Consider the following 15,377-nt stretch of genomic DNA (forward strand, 5'->3'; position numbering starts at 1 on the left):
AATCGGGAAAAGAGAGAGAGAAAAAAAGCCGCGAAAGCGGCTTTAAACAGAAATGATTAGGTTTAATTAACCTTTCCTGCGACAAAATCGAGAATCTCTTGCATCAATGCATCATCCACTTTCTTCAAGTTAAGCGCGAGATCAGAACCCTTACGGCTGTATGTCGCTCGACCTTTGACAAGCTCGACCTTTTGGCTTCTGACACGCGTACTCGGCGACAGCTCTTCGATCCATCGCTCAATCACTTCCGACACCTCTTTCGTGATTCGGGCAACCCCGTGAGCCTGACTACGCTGCCAAACAAACCCATCAGTAGACTGACACTTGCTGAGTAAGTGAGTTTGGTTTTCCTCACTTAACTCATTAAATTGTTTATGAAGCTTCACTATCGTTGGACGGCCGAGATCAGCGACATTCGGATAAGCTTGCAATAGCGACAGCGGCAAATCCGCCGCCTTAAGAGCCCCACTGACCAAAGCTTCGCTGCACTGGAACATTTTTGCGAGTGCTTTTTGATCTTCCGCTTCGCCGCTATCAAGCTTCGTCTGCATTTCACGACCTTTCTCATACAAAGATAAAGGCTTATGGGCATTGGCAACGTCAGAAAGGAACTTGGCATGCTCACCTGTTATCTTTTCAGCAACATAAATAAGAAAGTCTTTTTTAGCCAGAATACACGACATACGACGACGGCTACCGTCAAGCACCTCGATCTTTCCATCTTTTTGCTTACGTCCGACCGCTGGATATTGTTGCCCTCTCTCTGAGAGAGTCACTAGTACATCCGACAGCGCATGCTCATTGAGAAAAGACTGCTCACGAGCGTTCTCTGAAAAAACCACGGTTTGTTTAGCAACATGACTGGCTGGAATACGAACCAACTCAAATGTCACCATTTCTTCTCCCGCTACCGAGAGTTCAATCACCTGAGCTTGATCTTTTGCCGCTTGCTGCGCTTCCTCTGGTGTTGTTGCATGGCGTTTATTCGCTTTTCCAAATAATCTAGCGTTTAAATCTGAAGTCTTAATTGCCATTCTTTCGTTACCCCTGATTCAATGAAGACCAATTACTGTGAAGGACCCGCTCCAATTCAAGTGCACTCTTTTGAACCGCATCTTGGGCTGTGGCCAGTGTTTTTTTACCACCTTCAAAATCTCCTGTCGTAAGGTCAAAGACCGTACTGTAGGTATCTGCACAGGTTTCAAATGCACGGCTTCGTGGAATGGTGGCCATCATCACCTGATCTCCCAACAAATAGTTCATTTCGGTCAGTACCGCGACCTGTTTTTTATTGTCGTCTTCAAACATCGTTGGCATCAATCGGGCAAACTCTAGGCCTTGCCAATCTTCCGGAAACATTTCGTAGACCGTTGGCAAATGCTGGAAAAAGTTGACCGTCGACGCCCAGTCAAGACGCTTTGCCGCACAAGGAATCAATAACGCATTTGAAGCGTACATTGCGTTCCAAACCAGCGGGTCAATATGCGGACCGGTATCAATCATGATGATATCAAAATCGTCGGCTATCTTATCAATCAGTTTGTGTTTTAGCAGCTTAACAATATCCAAAGACTGGTTTTGAGACAAATCCTGCCAAGCTTCTGCATTGAACATTGCATCTTCAGGGAAAGCTGAAATGGTTTTCAAGTTTGGGTACTGCGTAGGTAACAAGACATTTTTATGCAGGAAATTGTTGTCAACCTCAACCCCTTCAGGGACATTGTCCAACATTACATCAACGGCCGAATAAATATTGTCATGATCCGTCAAACTGATCTGAGGATTCAGGAATAGTCTCAACGAACCTTGCGGGTCTAAGTCTATCAAGCAAATACGATAGCGCTTATCAAGATTGAGTGCCAAGCAAGCCGCGAGATGTACCGCCGTCATCGATTTACCAGTGCCCCCTTTCTGGTTTTGAACATTAACTATCCATGGCTTATTTTGACTGTGTTGTTTACGTTCATGAAATTTTGGCACACCAGCCGCATCCATCAACATGTGTGCCTCTTGCAAAGAAAGTGAATAGTGGTTGGCGTTGTTCTTAGTAAACTGATGACCTGATTCTTCTAATTTATTAATCGCATCGTCCAGTTTTCTGCGAGTTAAGCCCGAACGGGTTTCCATCAAAGCTTTCGACATAGGCGGAAAATGTTCATCACTGCGTTCTTCTAACACTATCTCAATTCGATCAGCCTGAACCTGAGCCGTTTGTTCAGCGAGCTGAATGAGATTTTCTATTGTCTGTTCTCTTTTCATTGCCAAAATCCGTTGTAAGTAATCTTTGTACATTGTACAGCATAAAATGGCTCACACAACAAAAAGGTGAACGAACATTTATAGATTAAAATCACATTAATAATATTAATGTTCGTCAATTCAATGATGTCAGTTGAAAATGTCTCAATATATCATTTAAAACCCTTTAGTTTCTCCACGGAAACGTAGACACAATTAAAGTGTTACGAGGTCACTTATTTACAATGTAAATATCATCCCCTTTTGAACGGAACGATTGTAGTCAACCGATATTTTACGGCCAGTGTAATTTCGATACAGTAAAAATCGTCGAAAGAGGTTTACTGCTTAGAAAACAGAGCTACAAATGAAATTTGAGTCGGATAACGATAAATAAACTAAGATTCGAAACGATGATCAAGGAATTAACGTTGATCATGCTTTCACTAAAATAATCCCTCAGTGGAAAGATGATCAAGGAAAAAAACCAATCTTTGGCTCAAGTTTACTAACCTAAGATAAGGATCGTTATTCGGATCAATGATCAAGCAACCAAAGCTACCGGAAGCATGTAAATACTCGGCTAAGTTACGATTGAATGCAGGTGGACTAAGTGATTCTAAGCACAACAACAAATTTGAGAACTTATTTGAGATACACGACCGTTGCCGTATACAACCGAACTTTACCTTGATCATGCTTACAGGTTCAGTCACGACGTGTATTTAGCCCCCTTATTTGCTCAATCATGTCGAATGGATTATCCACTGACGTTAAACGCCCGCTTTACGGCCAAAAAGAACACAACCTTGATCATTGTTTCGAACATTAATGACCAAAAATAGCGACAACCATTGAGGTCTGCATTGCCGACAACGCCAGATCTGTGGATAAAGTGTGAAGAGTTGATGATCATGCTTCAGAGCTTCTGTTGATCATGTATTCGAGGCCACGTTGATCATCATTCTGAATGAATTTGATCATGCTTTCATAAGTTTGATGATCATGTTTCGGAGTTTACTATGATCATGCTTTCAGCTGTGGATAAAATAACTAATTTAATTTCAAGTATTTAGGTTGAAATCACGAACTGGATCAATAGATCATATAATCAATTTAGATCATTTTAATCATAAGATCAGGGATTAAAGAAACAGGAAAATTTTTCTTTATTTATCCTGATTTTTTCTTTACTCTTTCGGAACGATAGTGGTATTACGGCTAGTGTGATATGGATCATAATAAATGAGTTCAGAAGATAAGATATTGATCAAGGCTCCTCGGAGTCACAAAGATGGGCATATGTTCGAGGTATCAGAAATAGCAATCAGCTGGATCGAACAATATCAACATTTTAAAGGCGTGACTAAAAGCATTGTCGAACTTCTGAATCTAATATCACTCCAAGGCTTCAGTAGCAAAGACGGTTTTGTTTCCACCACAGAGTTAATTGATGCTACAGACGGCCAGCTCACCCGAGCAGCGATACAACAGAGATTACGCGCTGCTGTCAATATTGGGTTGTTTCATCAAGTTCCAGTGCGGTTTGAAGAAGGCCTAGCTGGTAAAACCATGTTGCATCGTTTTGTTAACCCAAATCAATTGATCTCTGCGTTGGGTGCAACAAGCTTAATGACAGAATCCGTGAAACAAAATGAGAGACAAAAACGGTCTAAAGCACTGGCTCAAACACACGTAAATAAACGATTACTCAATGAATATGGTTTAAATACACCCCCTGCAATGAAAGATGAAGCTGAACAGTTTGTCGTGTCTCCAACAAACTGGGCTGGTATTATTGATCAGGCTCTTGCCCCACCGCGAACACGTAAACAATATCAAAAGAGTATGGTTTCGATCTCAGGTACCAAGGCTGTGATCGAAACAAGATCGTCCAAAAATATCATGACAGTCGATGATCTGATGACCTTGTTTGCTTTGTTTACACTGACTGTGCAGTATCACGATCACCATCAACATCAATACCAGCTTGATGCAAAACAGGCCCCAAACAAAACACCGCTCTACATCACGGACATTCTCTCCCTTCGTGGCAAAAAAGACAGTGGACCTGCACGCGATGCCATTCGGGACAGTATTGATCGTATTGAGTTTACGGATTTTCAGCTTCATGAATTAACGGGACGTTGGTTAAGTGAAAATATGCCAGAAGGATTTAAAAGTGATCGTTTCCGGTTTATCGCTCGCACCATAACGGCTTCAGAGGAGGCGCCTACGGAAGGGGCCGATGGTGAAATACGTATCAAACCCAATCTGTACATATTGGTTTGGGAACCTTCGTTTTACGAGGAACTCCTCACTCGAGACTATTTCTTTTTGTTCCCACCGGAGATCCTCAGACAGCATACATTGGTCTTTCAGCTTTACAGCTATTTTCGTAGTCGTATGTCACGCCGACATACAGATACAATGCTATTAAGTGCATTGAATCAAAAACTCGCCAGAAACATTGAGTGGCGACGTTTCTCAATGGATCTGATCCGAGAGCTGAAAAAACTGTCCGACGGAAAAGACAGTGAAGCGCCTCTCCTTGTCAACTTATGGGGTTATCACCTAACGATCTCCGAGTTGTCTGACGGCACAAAGATCAAAGATTATCAATTCGATATTAAATGCGACGCCGAAGAAGTGTTGCGTTACTCACGAGCCCGCACCACAAATGCGGGTAAACGCAATATGGCTCCGACGTTACCCAACCCATTACGAAACGAAATGGTCACGAGACAACAACTCGATGAAATGTCGCAAATTATTGATGGAGAGTTTGAACCCATTCAACGTAAAGAGCGTTCTCCGAAAGGAAAATTGGGCCGCCGCGTGAAGCTAAGAAAACACTTGGTCGAAATCAATGCTGACGAAATTACCATAACGTTATCGAAATATACCTCACCAGAAGCCCTAGAGCGCTCTATTACGGCTCTAGCAGCAATGACAGGGCATTCACATAACTCAATTCAAGAAGAGTGTCAGGAGCTCATAGAGAAGCTTGACTTCCTCAGAATTGGAGAAGAAATCCTTCCCTACGAAACGCTGAGCAAACTGATAGAGTTATATAATGCGCAAAGTGATAACAAACACCTCTCGATTGAGCGTCTTATTGCTGGCCTTGCTGTGAGGCGTAAGGTGTGTAAACAGGTCCATGCGGGGCATTTGGACGAAAGTGTTTTCAGAGTTTTGGATGAAGTTGCAGTGTAATCGTCCGAGATCAACAACCAAAACAACACACCTACGACATTCCCCTGACATCGGACTGACATAGGCTAGGAGACCAATCGCTATTCTTGATCACGAATAGACAACCTTTTGTCCTTTCGCAAAGATCAAGGGATAACCTTATCCCTATAGATTGGCTCATATTGTTACATTCATTCTGAATATTTTGGCGAGTTCTCTGAACTCGCTTTTTTTTATTTGAAATTTGGCTTTCAGCGGATCAATGATCAAGGAAGTAAACAGCCTGTTATCGCTGCTTCAGTGACAGAGGATGTATCGTCTAGGCGTAGGTGACTCTATTGCTGCAATTATGGTCAAGCTGGTGAACTTGATTGAAAAGTTGAATGACAGCACGCTTGGCTTGCATAAAAGCGACGTCAATCATGCCATGGTCCTGTTTTGCCGACGTCAAATCGGCTTCAAGTTTTTTACCGGCTTGAGATAACACATCGTTGATCATGGCATCGTGCTGTTCGAACTCATCGATGAGTTTATGAAAAGGGTAGTGTTTTTTGGCAATATCCGACCGGTCTGAAACAACATAGTTGCGGACAAACGTTTCACCCAAAGATTCGCCCTGACGATTAAACAGGTACTTAATATCATTTAATTGATAGGGTTCAAATTGTTGATCGTATTTGAGTCTACCGAAATCAATGACTTTTAGAAAAATCTCACCAGTATCTTTGACTTTGTGAAGGAGCAAATTATTCATATGAAGATCGCGGTGAGCGACTTGGTTGTTGTACATGACTTTGGATATTTCCAGTAATTGCAGCGCGACATTTTGCGCTTCATGACGACTAAGATCATGGATCGCGCCAAGAAGCTCCTGACTGATCACCTGACTTTTGTCAAACACATCAAATTCGGCATAGGTATAACTAGGATCGACGCCTTTAGGCGGCTCAATGGTGCGCTGGGTTGAGATGTAGTAGTTCAAATCTGGCTTGTTACTCGCATAATGAGCCAACGCATTTTCTCGAATAAAGTCTTCTCTACCGACTTGAGTATCGGCTCTCAATGTTCCTGTTGCTGGATTGACCTTTTTGTTGACTCCGCCCAGTGTGAACGACTGGTCGGTTAACCTATCACGTTCTTTAGGATCAGGGACGACTTTGTAGTGATTGATCGTTGTTGCGGGTTTAGTGAGAGTGTGGCCAAAATGTTCCTCATTCGTACAGCCGAGACACGCATTGATTGCGTCACGAGTTACTTCGTCGACCTTTTCCTGTTTGATGGCTTCTTCTGCAACCAGATAGCGGACGGTGTAAAGCAATTGACCCTTGTTATCTCTTTCGGTTGTCGGTTCTGTCTGCACGGTGAACAAGGCGTGATTATTTCGATGCGCCATCGCTGAAAGTAAACTGAATCGGTGGAACGTTTCTGTTGGTGATTGTTTCGCCTCGTCTGGTTTGTGAATCATGTCGTAAAGAGATTGGAAGACTTTTTGTTTGAACTCAGGCTTAAACAAATCATCGGTCTGTGCGTGAAGCAACGATGCGATCTTTGATCGAAATGAGGTTGAAGTGGCGAGGTTTTGGTCATCGCCAAGCAGTTTTCTGACACGATCTGACGTCAATGAAACGCTATCATTTGACAATGGCTTTGTATGAGCGTTGCTCGACAAGATCACTTTATCCATGGAAATAAGCACGGTCACACGGTGGCTCCTACTGTGAGGGCATAAGAATGAGAGGTCAGTATACGAACACTGAGAGGGCAACAAAATCAGGTCAAACCCTCTGATAGAGCATAATACGACCAATATGCTCTGAGAAAGCCCGTGACAGCGATTGAATGGGTAACAAAATACACCACACTGTTATCTCATTTTCAGGTCAATCAACGTTGGCTTCACCAAGGGTGCGGGTTAGTGATAAAAATTGGGATCACCGTGATTGAATTATTCGCGCAATCACAATATCGAGCTAAAATTCTTAGCAGGGCGACCCGAAGTTTGTTGATAGTGAGTTGACCCTGAGGATGGTGTGCTCGGAGGTGACAATGTCCATCAATTCTATTGACCATGATGAAATGTCTGAAATCACAGACAAATGGGACTACGCGGATGAAGTAGAATCACACAAACCAACCAACAACGTGAAATCAGCGGAGGCTCGCCGTCGTATTGAGACATTAAAAGAGATACGTGAAAGCGGCCTGACGATAGAAGAAGCGAAGGAGCTTGGTATATTGGATTCTTAATCCCAATGACTTTTTATCAAAAGGGTGGCGATAGGTGTCACCCTTTCGTTTTTTGTTGGTGCACCGCTTAAGGTTTACTTGCCTAACCTATCCTGCAATGTGTTATATTCTCTTCCCATATTTTACAGATACTGAACACGAGTATGTCGATTAACTTGTCTAGACTGGCTGCAAACGAGAAAAATAAAATTGAGCTTGATAAGCGAGCGTCCTTTCTCGTATGGAAACTGCGTGAAGCAAAAACGGGCCCAGATGAAATTGAGCAACAGGCGGCCAAGATCAACGATGACGGTGAACGTACTCTCTTTCTTGAATCTGTAGCTAAATATAAGCGAGTAATGGGCGTCGCCTGATGCGTCGTTTGTCTCTGCAAAGTGAGAAATTGAAATACGCTCGCTTTTTTTCTAAAATCCTTCGCGTTAAATTGAATTAGAGAGAACATCCCGATGGGAAGAAGTTTTGAAGTGCGCAAAGCCTCTATGGCGAAAACTGCAGGCGCAAAAATAAAAGTTTATTCCAAATACGGTAAAGAAATTTACATGTGTGCCAAAAACGGTGGCGGCGATCCAGACATGAACTTGTCTTTGAAACACCTGATTGCAAAAGCCAAAAAGGATCAGGTTCCAGCGCACGTTATTGAAAAAGCCCTTGATAAAGCAACGGGGGGTGGTGGTGAAGATTACCAACCTGCGCGGTATGAAGGATTTGGTCCTGGTGGTGCAAGCGTGATTGTGGATTGTCTGACTGACAACGGTAACCGCACTTATCAGGATGTCCGCCAATGTTTCGTCAAGACGGGCGCCAAAATTGGCGGTCCGGGCACTGTTGCGCATATGTTTGACCATCAGGCCGTCTTCCAGTTTAAAGGTGAAGACGAAGAAACAGTGCTCGAAGCGCTAATGATGGAAGATGTCGACGTCACCGATATTGAACTCGAGGAAGGGGTCATTACGGTATTCGCTCCCCATACCGAATTCTTTAAGACAAAGACTGCATTAAATGGCACTTATCCCGATCTGGCTCTGGATGTGGAAGAAATCACATTTGTGCCTCAAACGCATACCGAAGTCTCTGGTGACGATGTGGAGAAATTCCAGAAATTTCTAGATATGCTCGATGATTGTGACGACGTTCAGCAGGTATATCATAACGCTGAAGTCTCATAAGACGAGACACGAAATGAACAAGCCGAGCACCATGCTCGGCTTTTTTGTTGTCGGAAGATAGTGCTGAGCCCTTCCCATATACTTGAGCGGAATCAGTACGTGCTTTCATCGTTGACAAGTTTGTCTTTTTTAGTCAAATTGAACCAACTAATACATTGATATTATTATATTAATTATTTTTTTGATGGAGAGCTAACCATGTTTACAGTGTAAAGTTGGTGAAAGATTAAAGCTAATTTGAGGAGGTTGTGTGAACAAGGTCGTGATTGTGACAGGCGCGGGGCGGGGTATTGGTGCGGCAACGGCTAAGCTGCTCGCTTCAAAAGGGTATTCGGTTTGTGTCAACTATCTCAAAAATCATCAAAGCGCAGAGCAAGTGGTGGACCACATTCGCCACGCAGGAGGGGAAGCGTTTGCCTGTCAAGCCAATGTGTCCGAAGAGAAGGATGTTGCCAAACTCTTTTTAGAGGTGAATCAGCGATATGGTAAAGCGACGCATTTGGTTAATAACGCGGGCATTCTGTTCGGTCAATCCAAACTGAGCGATATGGAGGTCGATCGATTCAGGAGGATCATGGAGGCGAATGTACTGAGTTGTTTTCTCTGTTGTAAAGCTTTTATCAATCAGAACGACGTTCAGGGCGCTATTGTTAATGTTTCTTCTGCTGCTTCGCGGACAGGAGCGCCATTTGAATACGTTGATTATGCGGCTTCAAAGGGAGCAATGGACTCGTTGACTAAAGGCCTGTCTCTTGAGCTAGCGTCACAAGGTATTCGGGTCAATGGTGTTCGTCCAGGATGCATCTACACAGAAATACATGCTGATGGCGGAGAACCAGAACGAGTCGACAGGCTGGCACCGCAAATTCCACTAGGACGTGGAGGGACGGCGTTAGAAGTTGCGCAGTCCATCACATGGTTGCTTTCTGATGACGCGTCATATGTGACGGGGTCTATCTTGGACATTGCTGGGGGCAGATAAACCCTGTCAAACAAAATACAACGCTTCAGTTTGATATGGGCAAATGCCCAGTTTTAACCAATATCGTCGTGGTTTGCGCATTTAACGGAAAGTGGGTACTCACTTGGGGTGTCCGTATCCAAGTGCCTGTCGGGTAATGTCCGTATTCATCAGCCAGTGTCCCTGCGATAACCAAGATTTCGCCACCCCCGAAATGGCGGGGAAGAAGAGGGCATTCCTTTGCAGACCATCTGACTAGAATGACATGTTGATTCTCAAATTGATGTAAGGGCATGTAGAGAAACCCTTCAATGTCAGACAACCAACTTCTATTTCTGGTCTCCATCTTCACCGTTTGGTGATCTTTGTGATTGAACTGGTTGAGCTTAACCCAAATAGTGCAGCCTTGGGCGCTAAATGGTGCATGATGACTACCCGGAGGGTGGCGAAGGTAACTCCCTGCAGGGTAATGGCCATTTTCGTCTGAAAATACCCCATCTAAAACAAAGATTTCTTCGCCAAAAGGATGGTGATGTGTTTTAAAGGAGCAACCAGCATCATAACGGACAATACTGGTGGTATGACCCGACTCCGCCTCTTGACGTTCAAGAGGTTTACGCCACACGCCGTTCGCTGGGCTGGCTAGCCAAGACATTGATTCTGTATCAACCACGACTCGTTCAGAAAAATTCATATTGAGCATGACTTTCTCCCTTTATGACCTCGTATTCAATGCTTGTCACGCAGTGGTTCATCTTTACCCTAAACTTTTAAGTGGAACAGAAATAGTAAGACATTTTATGGTGTCTTACTGGGCCAGTTGCATCAGGTTCTTCAGATGTTGGAACGTTGAGTTGTCATCATCTATGCATACAGAAAGAAGATCATCGATAAAATGACTTAATGCTCGAGCCTCTACTCTACGAATACCTTGTTGTTGACGTTCGGTTAAATAGCCGTAGATAGACGCTGCCCCAAAGTCACCAAAAATGATGTCACCTTGCGCGTTTATCAGTACGTTGTGAGCATACAGGTCGCCGTGGCAAACCTTGTTATCGTGCAGGTGACGAAACACATCCAACATTTGTGTGACGATTCGTTCAATCATGGGGAGGGATAAACGAAAGTCAGGGTCAAACACATCCCGCGTACAGGTTTGCAGTGTTGGTGGCTGACCAAGATTGAAAAAACTGTCGGGAATCAGTTCCATTACCAGAGCAAGGTAGTTGTCTTCATTGACTTGCCCAATCGATTTCACTAGGTTTTTATGATGTCCTGCGGCTAGGCAGGCGTGAAGCTCATCCTTAGGGTAGCCATCGCTAGTCACAGCACCTTTAAACTTTTTGATCGCGACATGTGCTGGGAAATCAAAATGATCATTGGACCAATCGGCATGTGAAATGACACCTGAGGCACCTTGGCCCAAAACATGGTTTAACGAGTAACATCCTGATGTGACCTGCGGGACTCGCTCCGTGTGAGCGGAATTCTGGCAGAAAGGGTTCCCAGAAAATGCCATCCAAGCAAGTTTAGGCAATTCAAGTAGCACGTCAGGAAAGGCGTGTAGCTGATTGGCGGACAATCGAATCAGTTCCAAATTGACCAAGTTATCAAAGCTATTGGGTAGCGTTTGAATGCGATTACCCGCTAACGCGAGTTTCTGCAGTCGCGGGCGGTGCCCCAACGATTCTGGCAGAGCGTTGATTTCGTTGTCGGTTAGGATAAGCCAGCGAAGTTGCAGTGGCAACGCATCGTTAGGGACATCGACAATTTGGTTGTTTTTAAAGCCAACCATTTCAAGCCGTGCACATTGCCCTAAGATAGAAGGAAGATGACGAAAGCGATTGTTGGAAGCAAAAATCACTTTGAGCTTTGGCAATCGTCTTAACTCTTGAGGTAAATCGGTCAGTAAATTGTCCGAGACATCCAGAATCTCTAAACTGTCTGCAAGCGTTATTATCTCGGGTGGGAGTTGAGTCAGTTGCTCAGCAAGCCTTAAACGTTTGAGGCCCTTTAATTCACCATTTTTGAGTTGTTCTACCGTATGCACTTTGGGTCCATCTTTGCGTATATTTGGAAAAGAGCGCGCAGTTTACGCGCAATGCTCCAATAAGGCGATAGCCCGTTGTATTTCTCTTCAATGTGGTTGCTTCGAGCCACTTTCTCTATCTATTTACAATGTAAAAGGCAGCCTTGTATGCCCGTCGCCTTATGGTGCCTTTGGCATTACCACATTGGCGTTCGCTTTGGCGTAGGTCAGTGCAGCACTGGGGATTAATGATAAGATAATCATCCCTCCCATCAAGCCGTATTGAATCGGTGAGAATGATTCTCCCAACAAGATAAGGCCAGTGACAATCCCAGCAAGTGGGTTAGCAATACCCCCAAAAGTAAAGTTGACCACGGTCATTCGTTGTAATAGCCAAACGTACAAACCATAGCCAAGTGCGGTATTGAGAACCACAATCCAAACGAGGCCAATGGCATTGTGTAATGAAAAATGTTGTAACGGTGTGAGGTAATCGGATGGATTGATCCAAAGTTCAACGCCGGCTGCGAAAGACAGTATCGCCCCACCTAATATGAGTTGCCACGTTAAGACAGTCCACCAGTGGATACGATGCCCAAGAGATTGTGTCAGTGAGCTTCCTGTCACCATACATAAAATCGCGGCCAACATGGCGGCCAACCCCATTGGGTTTAAATCGAGCGAACTGGGGTTGAATAATCCCCACGCCAGGGCAATCAAAGCAGCACCGCAGACACTTTGAATAGCATTGGGCTGTTTTTTGTTGATCAGCCACTGATAGAAGATTGCGAACACGGGTACGGACAACATGCCTACCCCAGAGATCGCCGAAGGCAGAGTGAGGGCCATCACAAAGATCAGACTAAAAAAGATGGCGATATTGACGAGCCCCAACCGAAACAGGACCCCCCAGTCTCCTTTTTTGGGTAAAGAAGGTTTGATCAGCAGTAGAAGCAGCCCTGCAGGCAGGGCTCTGATGGCCCCGAGTAAGAGAGGAGGCCAGTCTGGTAGGGAAAACTGAGCGACGGCATAGGTCGTACCCCAGAAAAAAGCGGGGATCATTGCAAGGAGTATATTCATGGTCACTTGTCTTTATATTAAGATACTTTATGTAAAGGGTACTTCCTGAGTTGGTTTATGTAAAGCATCTTTACGCAAAGATACCCTGTGCTAATATTAACGTCTGTTAAGACTATGATTGGAAATACTCAATAATGGACTCTGTCGATAGAGTGATAGAACAATGGGCAAAAGAAAAGCCGGAGTTAAAAACCGACGCCATGGCGATCGTAGGGAGATTGATGCGCCTTGCTAAGTATCTGGAAACTCAGATGGCGCAGTTGCATAAACGTTATCAGTTAACGTCTGGTGAGTTTGATGTGATTGCAACACTTCGGCGTAGCGGGAAGCCCTATCGTTTAACGCCCTCAGAATTAATTGATTCAATGTTGTTAACGTCAGGAGCGATGACAAATCGCCTTGATAAACTGGAGTCCAAAAGCTTGATAGAACGTGAACACAGTAAAGAGGATCGCCGCAGTGTTACTGTTGGGCTAACGGCGGATGGCGTTGCGTTGATCGACGTTATGATTGAAGAGCACGCAGCATTGCAGTCGAAACTGTTAAAAGAAATGGATGAAACCCATAAGAGCAGTATCCATGCTATCTTAAAAGAGTGGTTGGCCCACTATAATTGATTGGTGACCATCTTGTACCGTCATCCCATAATTGTACAAACATGACAGTGGTTTCAACGGGAAAGCTCATCGAGTAAGCAAATTAAAAGGTGAAATCTTTTGTTTAGAGAACTGACATAAGAGTTAAGGCATAACTTAAGTTAGCGTCGCAGATTGCTGGTGGTATTTGATTTGGCGTACTTCTGATTGATTGGCGTCATACACGGAAAAATATAGTGATTTAGATCTCATTTATTATCTTGGTTGATAATTGATTAATCAGTTACTACTTTTTTAGTAACTGCCGAAAATCATAAGGGGCATGTTTTGAAAAGGTTAAAGGTAGTCTTTTTAATCCAGGTAATCGTTGCGCTTACGCTGGTGTTATTGGTCTCTGCATTTATTAATTATCAGAGTTTTAAAGGTAATCTTCATCAAGAGCTTGAAGTCAGCGTTGCGAATACAAGCCAGAGGATGTCGATAAGTTTGCCAAAAGCGGTGTGGGATTTCGATCTTGATACAGCAAAAGTCGCGATAACGGCGGAACTTAGATTGCCAGAGATATCTGCAATCAAATTGATTGACGCGCAAGACACTGAGCTGTTGTTCTTAACGCTAAGTGGACAAGGGGGCGATCAAGAACTGGTCGATGTTACTGAACCCACCCGTTATCCTGCGGAGAATGCGGTGGCATCTGAGCTCACCTTCGTTGACTACGGCGAAGAAAACAAAGTCGGGCAAGTGGTGGTTTATTTCAACACTGAAGAGTTGGAATCGAAATTAGCCGACTCGCTCTCCATGAACATTATTGAATTGATTGTCCTTGATCTTATCATTTCAGTCGTGGTGATTTTTGTACTGACCATGACCGTGACTCGCCCTCTCGCCCAACTAACGGGAGTGATCAGTGATTTGGCTTCCGGTGACGGGGATTTGACCAACAAACTCGCCCCAGCGAAATATCGCGAATTTGATGCGATAACGGTGGGGATCAATACGTTTACCGAATCACTGAGAGTGATAGTGCAGGATGTCAACCAGTCGTCTGAAGCCTTGGGCGAAAAAGCGTTGACCAATGGCTCAACGGCACGCACTAATGCCGAAAAACTAGAATCGCAAAAACAACAACTCACAACGGTAGCCGCGGCGGCGACGCAGCTCAATCAATCGGTCTCGACGGTCGCTGATACCGCTTCCGAAACTGCGGATCAAGCCCATACCGCGACTGGCCTAGCCTCGAGTGTCAATGAAGCGATTGAAAGCTCTGCCAATGATATCATCAATATGCGTGAGGAAATGAACCATGTGAACGCGGAAATGCACATCCTAATTGAAGAGGGTGAAAAAATCACCACGGTCTTAAACGTGATTAATGACATTTCCGAGCAAACTAACCTGTTGGCTTTAAATGCGGCTATTGAGGCGGCCCGCGCAGGTGAACAGGGCCGTGGCTTTGCAGTCGTGGCTGATGAAGTCCGTAATTTGGCGGTCAAAACGAGTGAGTCCACTGAGCAAATTCAAAAAAATATTGGTGCACTTGGTGCGGCAACCAAGTCGGTGGAAGATGAATTAACGCGTATTGCGACCTTACTGGAGACGACGGCTGCCCGAGTCAGCGAATCTCAGGTTTCGGTTGGCGAGGTTCAGAGCTTAATCACAGTGATATCGGACCGAAGTGGTCAAATTTCTCAAGCGACGGATGAGCAGAGAATGGCGGTTGAAGAAATCAGTCAGGCCATCGTTGAGGCATCAGAAGCGACCAATGAAGTGTCAGCTGGCGCGACGAGAAACGCCCAGAGTACCGAGGAAGTATTGGGATTAAGCCAAAGTATTGCCAGTCATATGGCGAAATTCCGTACCTAGTT

13 protein-coding genes are annotated in these 15,377 nt (G+C 44.4%); 7 read left to right on the forward strand and 6 right to left on the reverse strand.

What is annotated here, in order from left to right; all coding sequences use genetic code 11:
* Nucleotides 1-62: 62 nt before the first annotated feature.
* Complete coding sequence (locus HLM86_RS07360) at nucleotides 63-1,034, reverse strand: ParB/RepB/Spo0J family partition protein (protein ID WP_076588268.1); 972 nt, start codon at nucleotides 1,032-1,034, stop codon at nucleotides 63-65.
* A 7-nt stretch (nucleotides 1,035-1,041) separates the two neighbouring features.
* Entirely contained in the window at nucleotides 1,042-2,259 is a 1,218-nt protein-coding gene (locus tag HLM86_RS07365; protein WP_076588270.1) for a ParA family protein, read from the reverse strand.
* 1,224 nt (nucleotides 2,260-3,483) lie between these two features.
* Here HLM86_RS07365 and HLM86_RS07370 point away from each other — a divergent pair.
* Entirely contained in the window at nucleotides 3,484-5,454 is a 1,971-nt protein-coding gene (locus HLM86_RS07370) for a replication initiator protein RctB domain-containing protein (RefSeq protein ID WP_076588272.1), read from the forward strand.
* A 298-nt stretch (nucleotides 5,455-5,752) separates the two neighbouring features.
* Here the strand turns inward: HLM86_RS07370 and HLM86_RS07375 are convergent, their stop codons facing one another.
* On the reverse strand, nucleotides 5,753-7,135 hold the full coding sequence (locus HLM86_RS07375; protein WP_170882512.1) for a protein kinase family protein: 1,383 nt from the start codon (nucleotides 7,133-7,135) through the stop codon (nucleotides 5,753-5,755).
* 344 nt (nucleotides 7,136-7,479) lie between these two features.
* On the opposite strand from HLM86_RS07375, the gene HLM86_RS07380 reads away from it, so the two are divergent.
* The 4 genes from HLM86_RS07380 to HLM86_RS07395 all read left to right on the forward strand — a co-directional run bounded on the left by HLM86_RS07380 (nucleotide 7,480) and on the right by HLM86_RS07395 (nucleotide 9,828).
* Entirely contained in the window at nucleotides 7,480-7,680 is a 201-nt protein-coding gene (locus tag HLM86_RS07380; protein ID WP_076588276.1) for a PA3496 family putative envelope integrity protein, read from the forward strand.
* 143 nt (nucleotides 7,681-7,823) lie between these two features.
* Nucleotides 7,824-8,033: a DUF3283 family protein gene (locus HLM86_RS07385; protein WP_076588278.1), complete on the forward strand. Its 210-nt coding sequence runs from the start codon at nucleotides 7,824-7,826 to the stop codon at nucleotides 8,031-8,033.
* 93 nt (nucleotides 8,034-8,126) lie between these two features.
* Entirely contained in the window at nucleotides 8,127-8,846 is a 720-nt protein-coding gene (locus HLM86_RS07390) for a YebC/PmpR family DNA-binding transcriptional regulator (RefSeq protein WP_076588280.1), read from the forward strand.
* Nucleotides 8,847-9,096: 250 nt separating this feature from the next.
* Nucleotides 9,097-9,828 carry an SDR family oxidoreductase gene (locus HLM86_RS07395; protein ID WP_076588282.1) on the forward strand — a complete coding sequence of 244 codons (732 nt, stop codon included), beginning with the start codon at nucleotides 9,097-9,099 and terminating at the stop codon, nucleotides 9,826-9,828.
* A gap of 25 nt (nucleotides 9,829-9,853) precedes the next feature.
* On the opposite strand, the gene HLM86_RS07400 is transcribed toward HLM86_RS07395, so the two are convergent.
* The 3 genes from HLM86_RS07400 to HLM86_RS07410 all read right to left on the reverse strand — a co-directional run bounded on the left by HLM86_RS07400 (nucleotide 9,854) and on the right by HLM86_RS07410 (nucleotide 12,916).
* A complete protein-coding gene (locus HLM86_RS07400) occupies nucleotides 9,854-10,510 on the reverse strand; it encodes a cupin domain-containing protein (RefSeq protein ID WP_076588284.1) in 657 nt (218 codons plus the stop codon).
* 105 nt (nucleotides 10,511-10,615) lie between these two features.
* On the reverse strand, nucleotides 10,616-11,857 hold the full coding sequence (locus tag HLM86_RS07405; RefSeq protein WP_076588286.1) for a leucine-rich repeat-containing protein kinase family protein: 1,242 nt from the start codon (nucleotides 11,855-11,857) through the stop codon (nucleotides 10,616-10,618).
* 159 nt (nucleotides 11,858-12,016) lie between these two features.
* The gene (locus HLM86_RS07410) at nucleotides 12,017-12,916 is read right to left on the reverse strand and encodes a DMT family transporter (RefSeq protein ID WP_076588288.1); all 900 of its coding nucleotides are present in this window, start codon (nucleotides 12,914-12,916) and stop codon (nucleotides 12,017-12,019) included.
* Nucleotides 12,917-13,050: 134 nt separating this feature from the next.
* Here HLM86_RS07410 and HLM86_RS07415 point away from each other — a divergent pair, with 134 nt between their 5' ends.
* Together HLM86_RS07415 and HLM86_RS07420 are read left to right on the forward strand one after the other, a co-directional pair.
* A complete protein-coding gene (locus HLM86_RS07415; protein ID WP_076588290.1) occupies nucleotides 13,051-13,533 on the forward strand; it encodes a MarR family winged helix-turn-helix transcriptional regulator in 483 nt (160 codons plus the stop codon).
* 306 nt (nucleotides 13,534-13,839) lie between these two features.
* The gene (locus tag HLM86_RS07420; protein WP_076588292.1) at nucleotides 13,840-15,375 is read left to right on the forward strand and encodes a methyl-accepting chemotaxis protein; all 1,536 of its coding nucleotides are present in this window, start codon (nucleotides 13,840-13,842) and stop codon (nucleotides 15,373-15,375) included.
* The last annotated feature ends 2 nt before the right edge of the window (nucleotides 15,376-15,377 follow it).

The sequence above is a fragment of the Vibrio ostreicida genome (assembly GCF_013074385.2).
In the GTDB taxonomy this organism is placed as follows: Bacteria; Pseudomonadota; Gammaproteobacteria; order Enterobacterales; family Vibrionaceae; genus Vibrio; species Vibrio ostreicida.

Bases quoted from the DNA above. Each gene is read 5' to 3' on its own strand.
- HLM86_RS07370 (WP_076588272.1), top strand. From the start codon at position 3,484: ATGAGTTCAGAAGATAAGATATTGATCAAGGCTCCTCGGAGTCACAAA.
- HLM86_RS07410 (WP_076588288.1), bottom strand. From the start codon at position 12,916: ATGAATATACTCCTTGCAATGATCCCCGCTTTTTTCTGGGGTACGACC.
- HLM86_RS07360 (WP_076588268.1), bottom strand. From the start codon at position 1,034: ATGGCAATTAAGACTTCAGATTTAAACGCTAGATTATTTGGAAAAGCG.
- HLM86_RS07365 (WP_076588270.1), bottom strand. From the start codon at position 2,259: ATGAAAAGAGAACAGACAATAGAAAATCTCATTCAGCTCGCTGAACAA.
- HLM86_RS07415 (WP_076588290.1), top strand. From the start codon at position 13,051: ATGGACTCTGTCGATAGAGTGATAGAACAATGGGCAAAAGAAAAGCCG.
- HLM86_RS07380 (WP_076588276.1), top strand. From the start codon at position 7,480: ATGTCCATCAATTCTATTGACCATGATGAAATGTCTGAAATCACAGAC.
- HLM86_RS07385 (WP_076588278.1), top strand. From the start codon at position 7,824: ATGTCGATTAACTTGTCTAGACTGGCTGCAAACGAGAAAAATAAAATT.
- HLM86_RS07390 (WP_076588280.1), top strand. From the start codon at position 8,127: ATGGGAAGAAGTTTTGAAGTGCGCAAAGCCTCTATGGCGAAAACTGCA.
- HLM86_RS07400 (WP_076588284.1), bottom strand. From the start codon at position 10,510: ATGCTCAATATGAATTTTTCTGAACGAGTCGTGGTTGATACAGAATCA.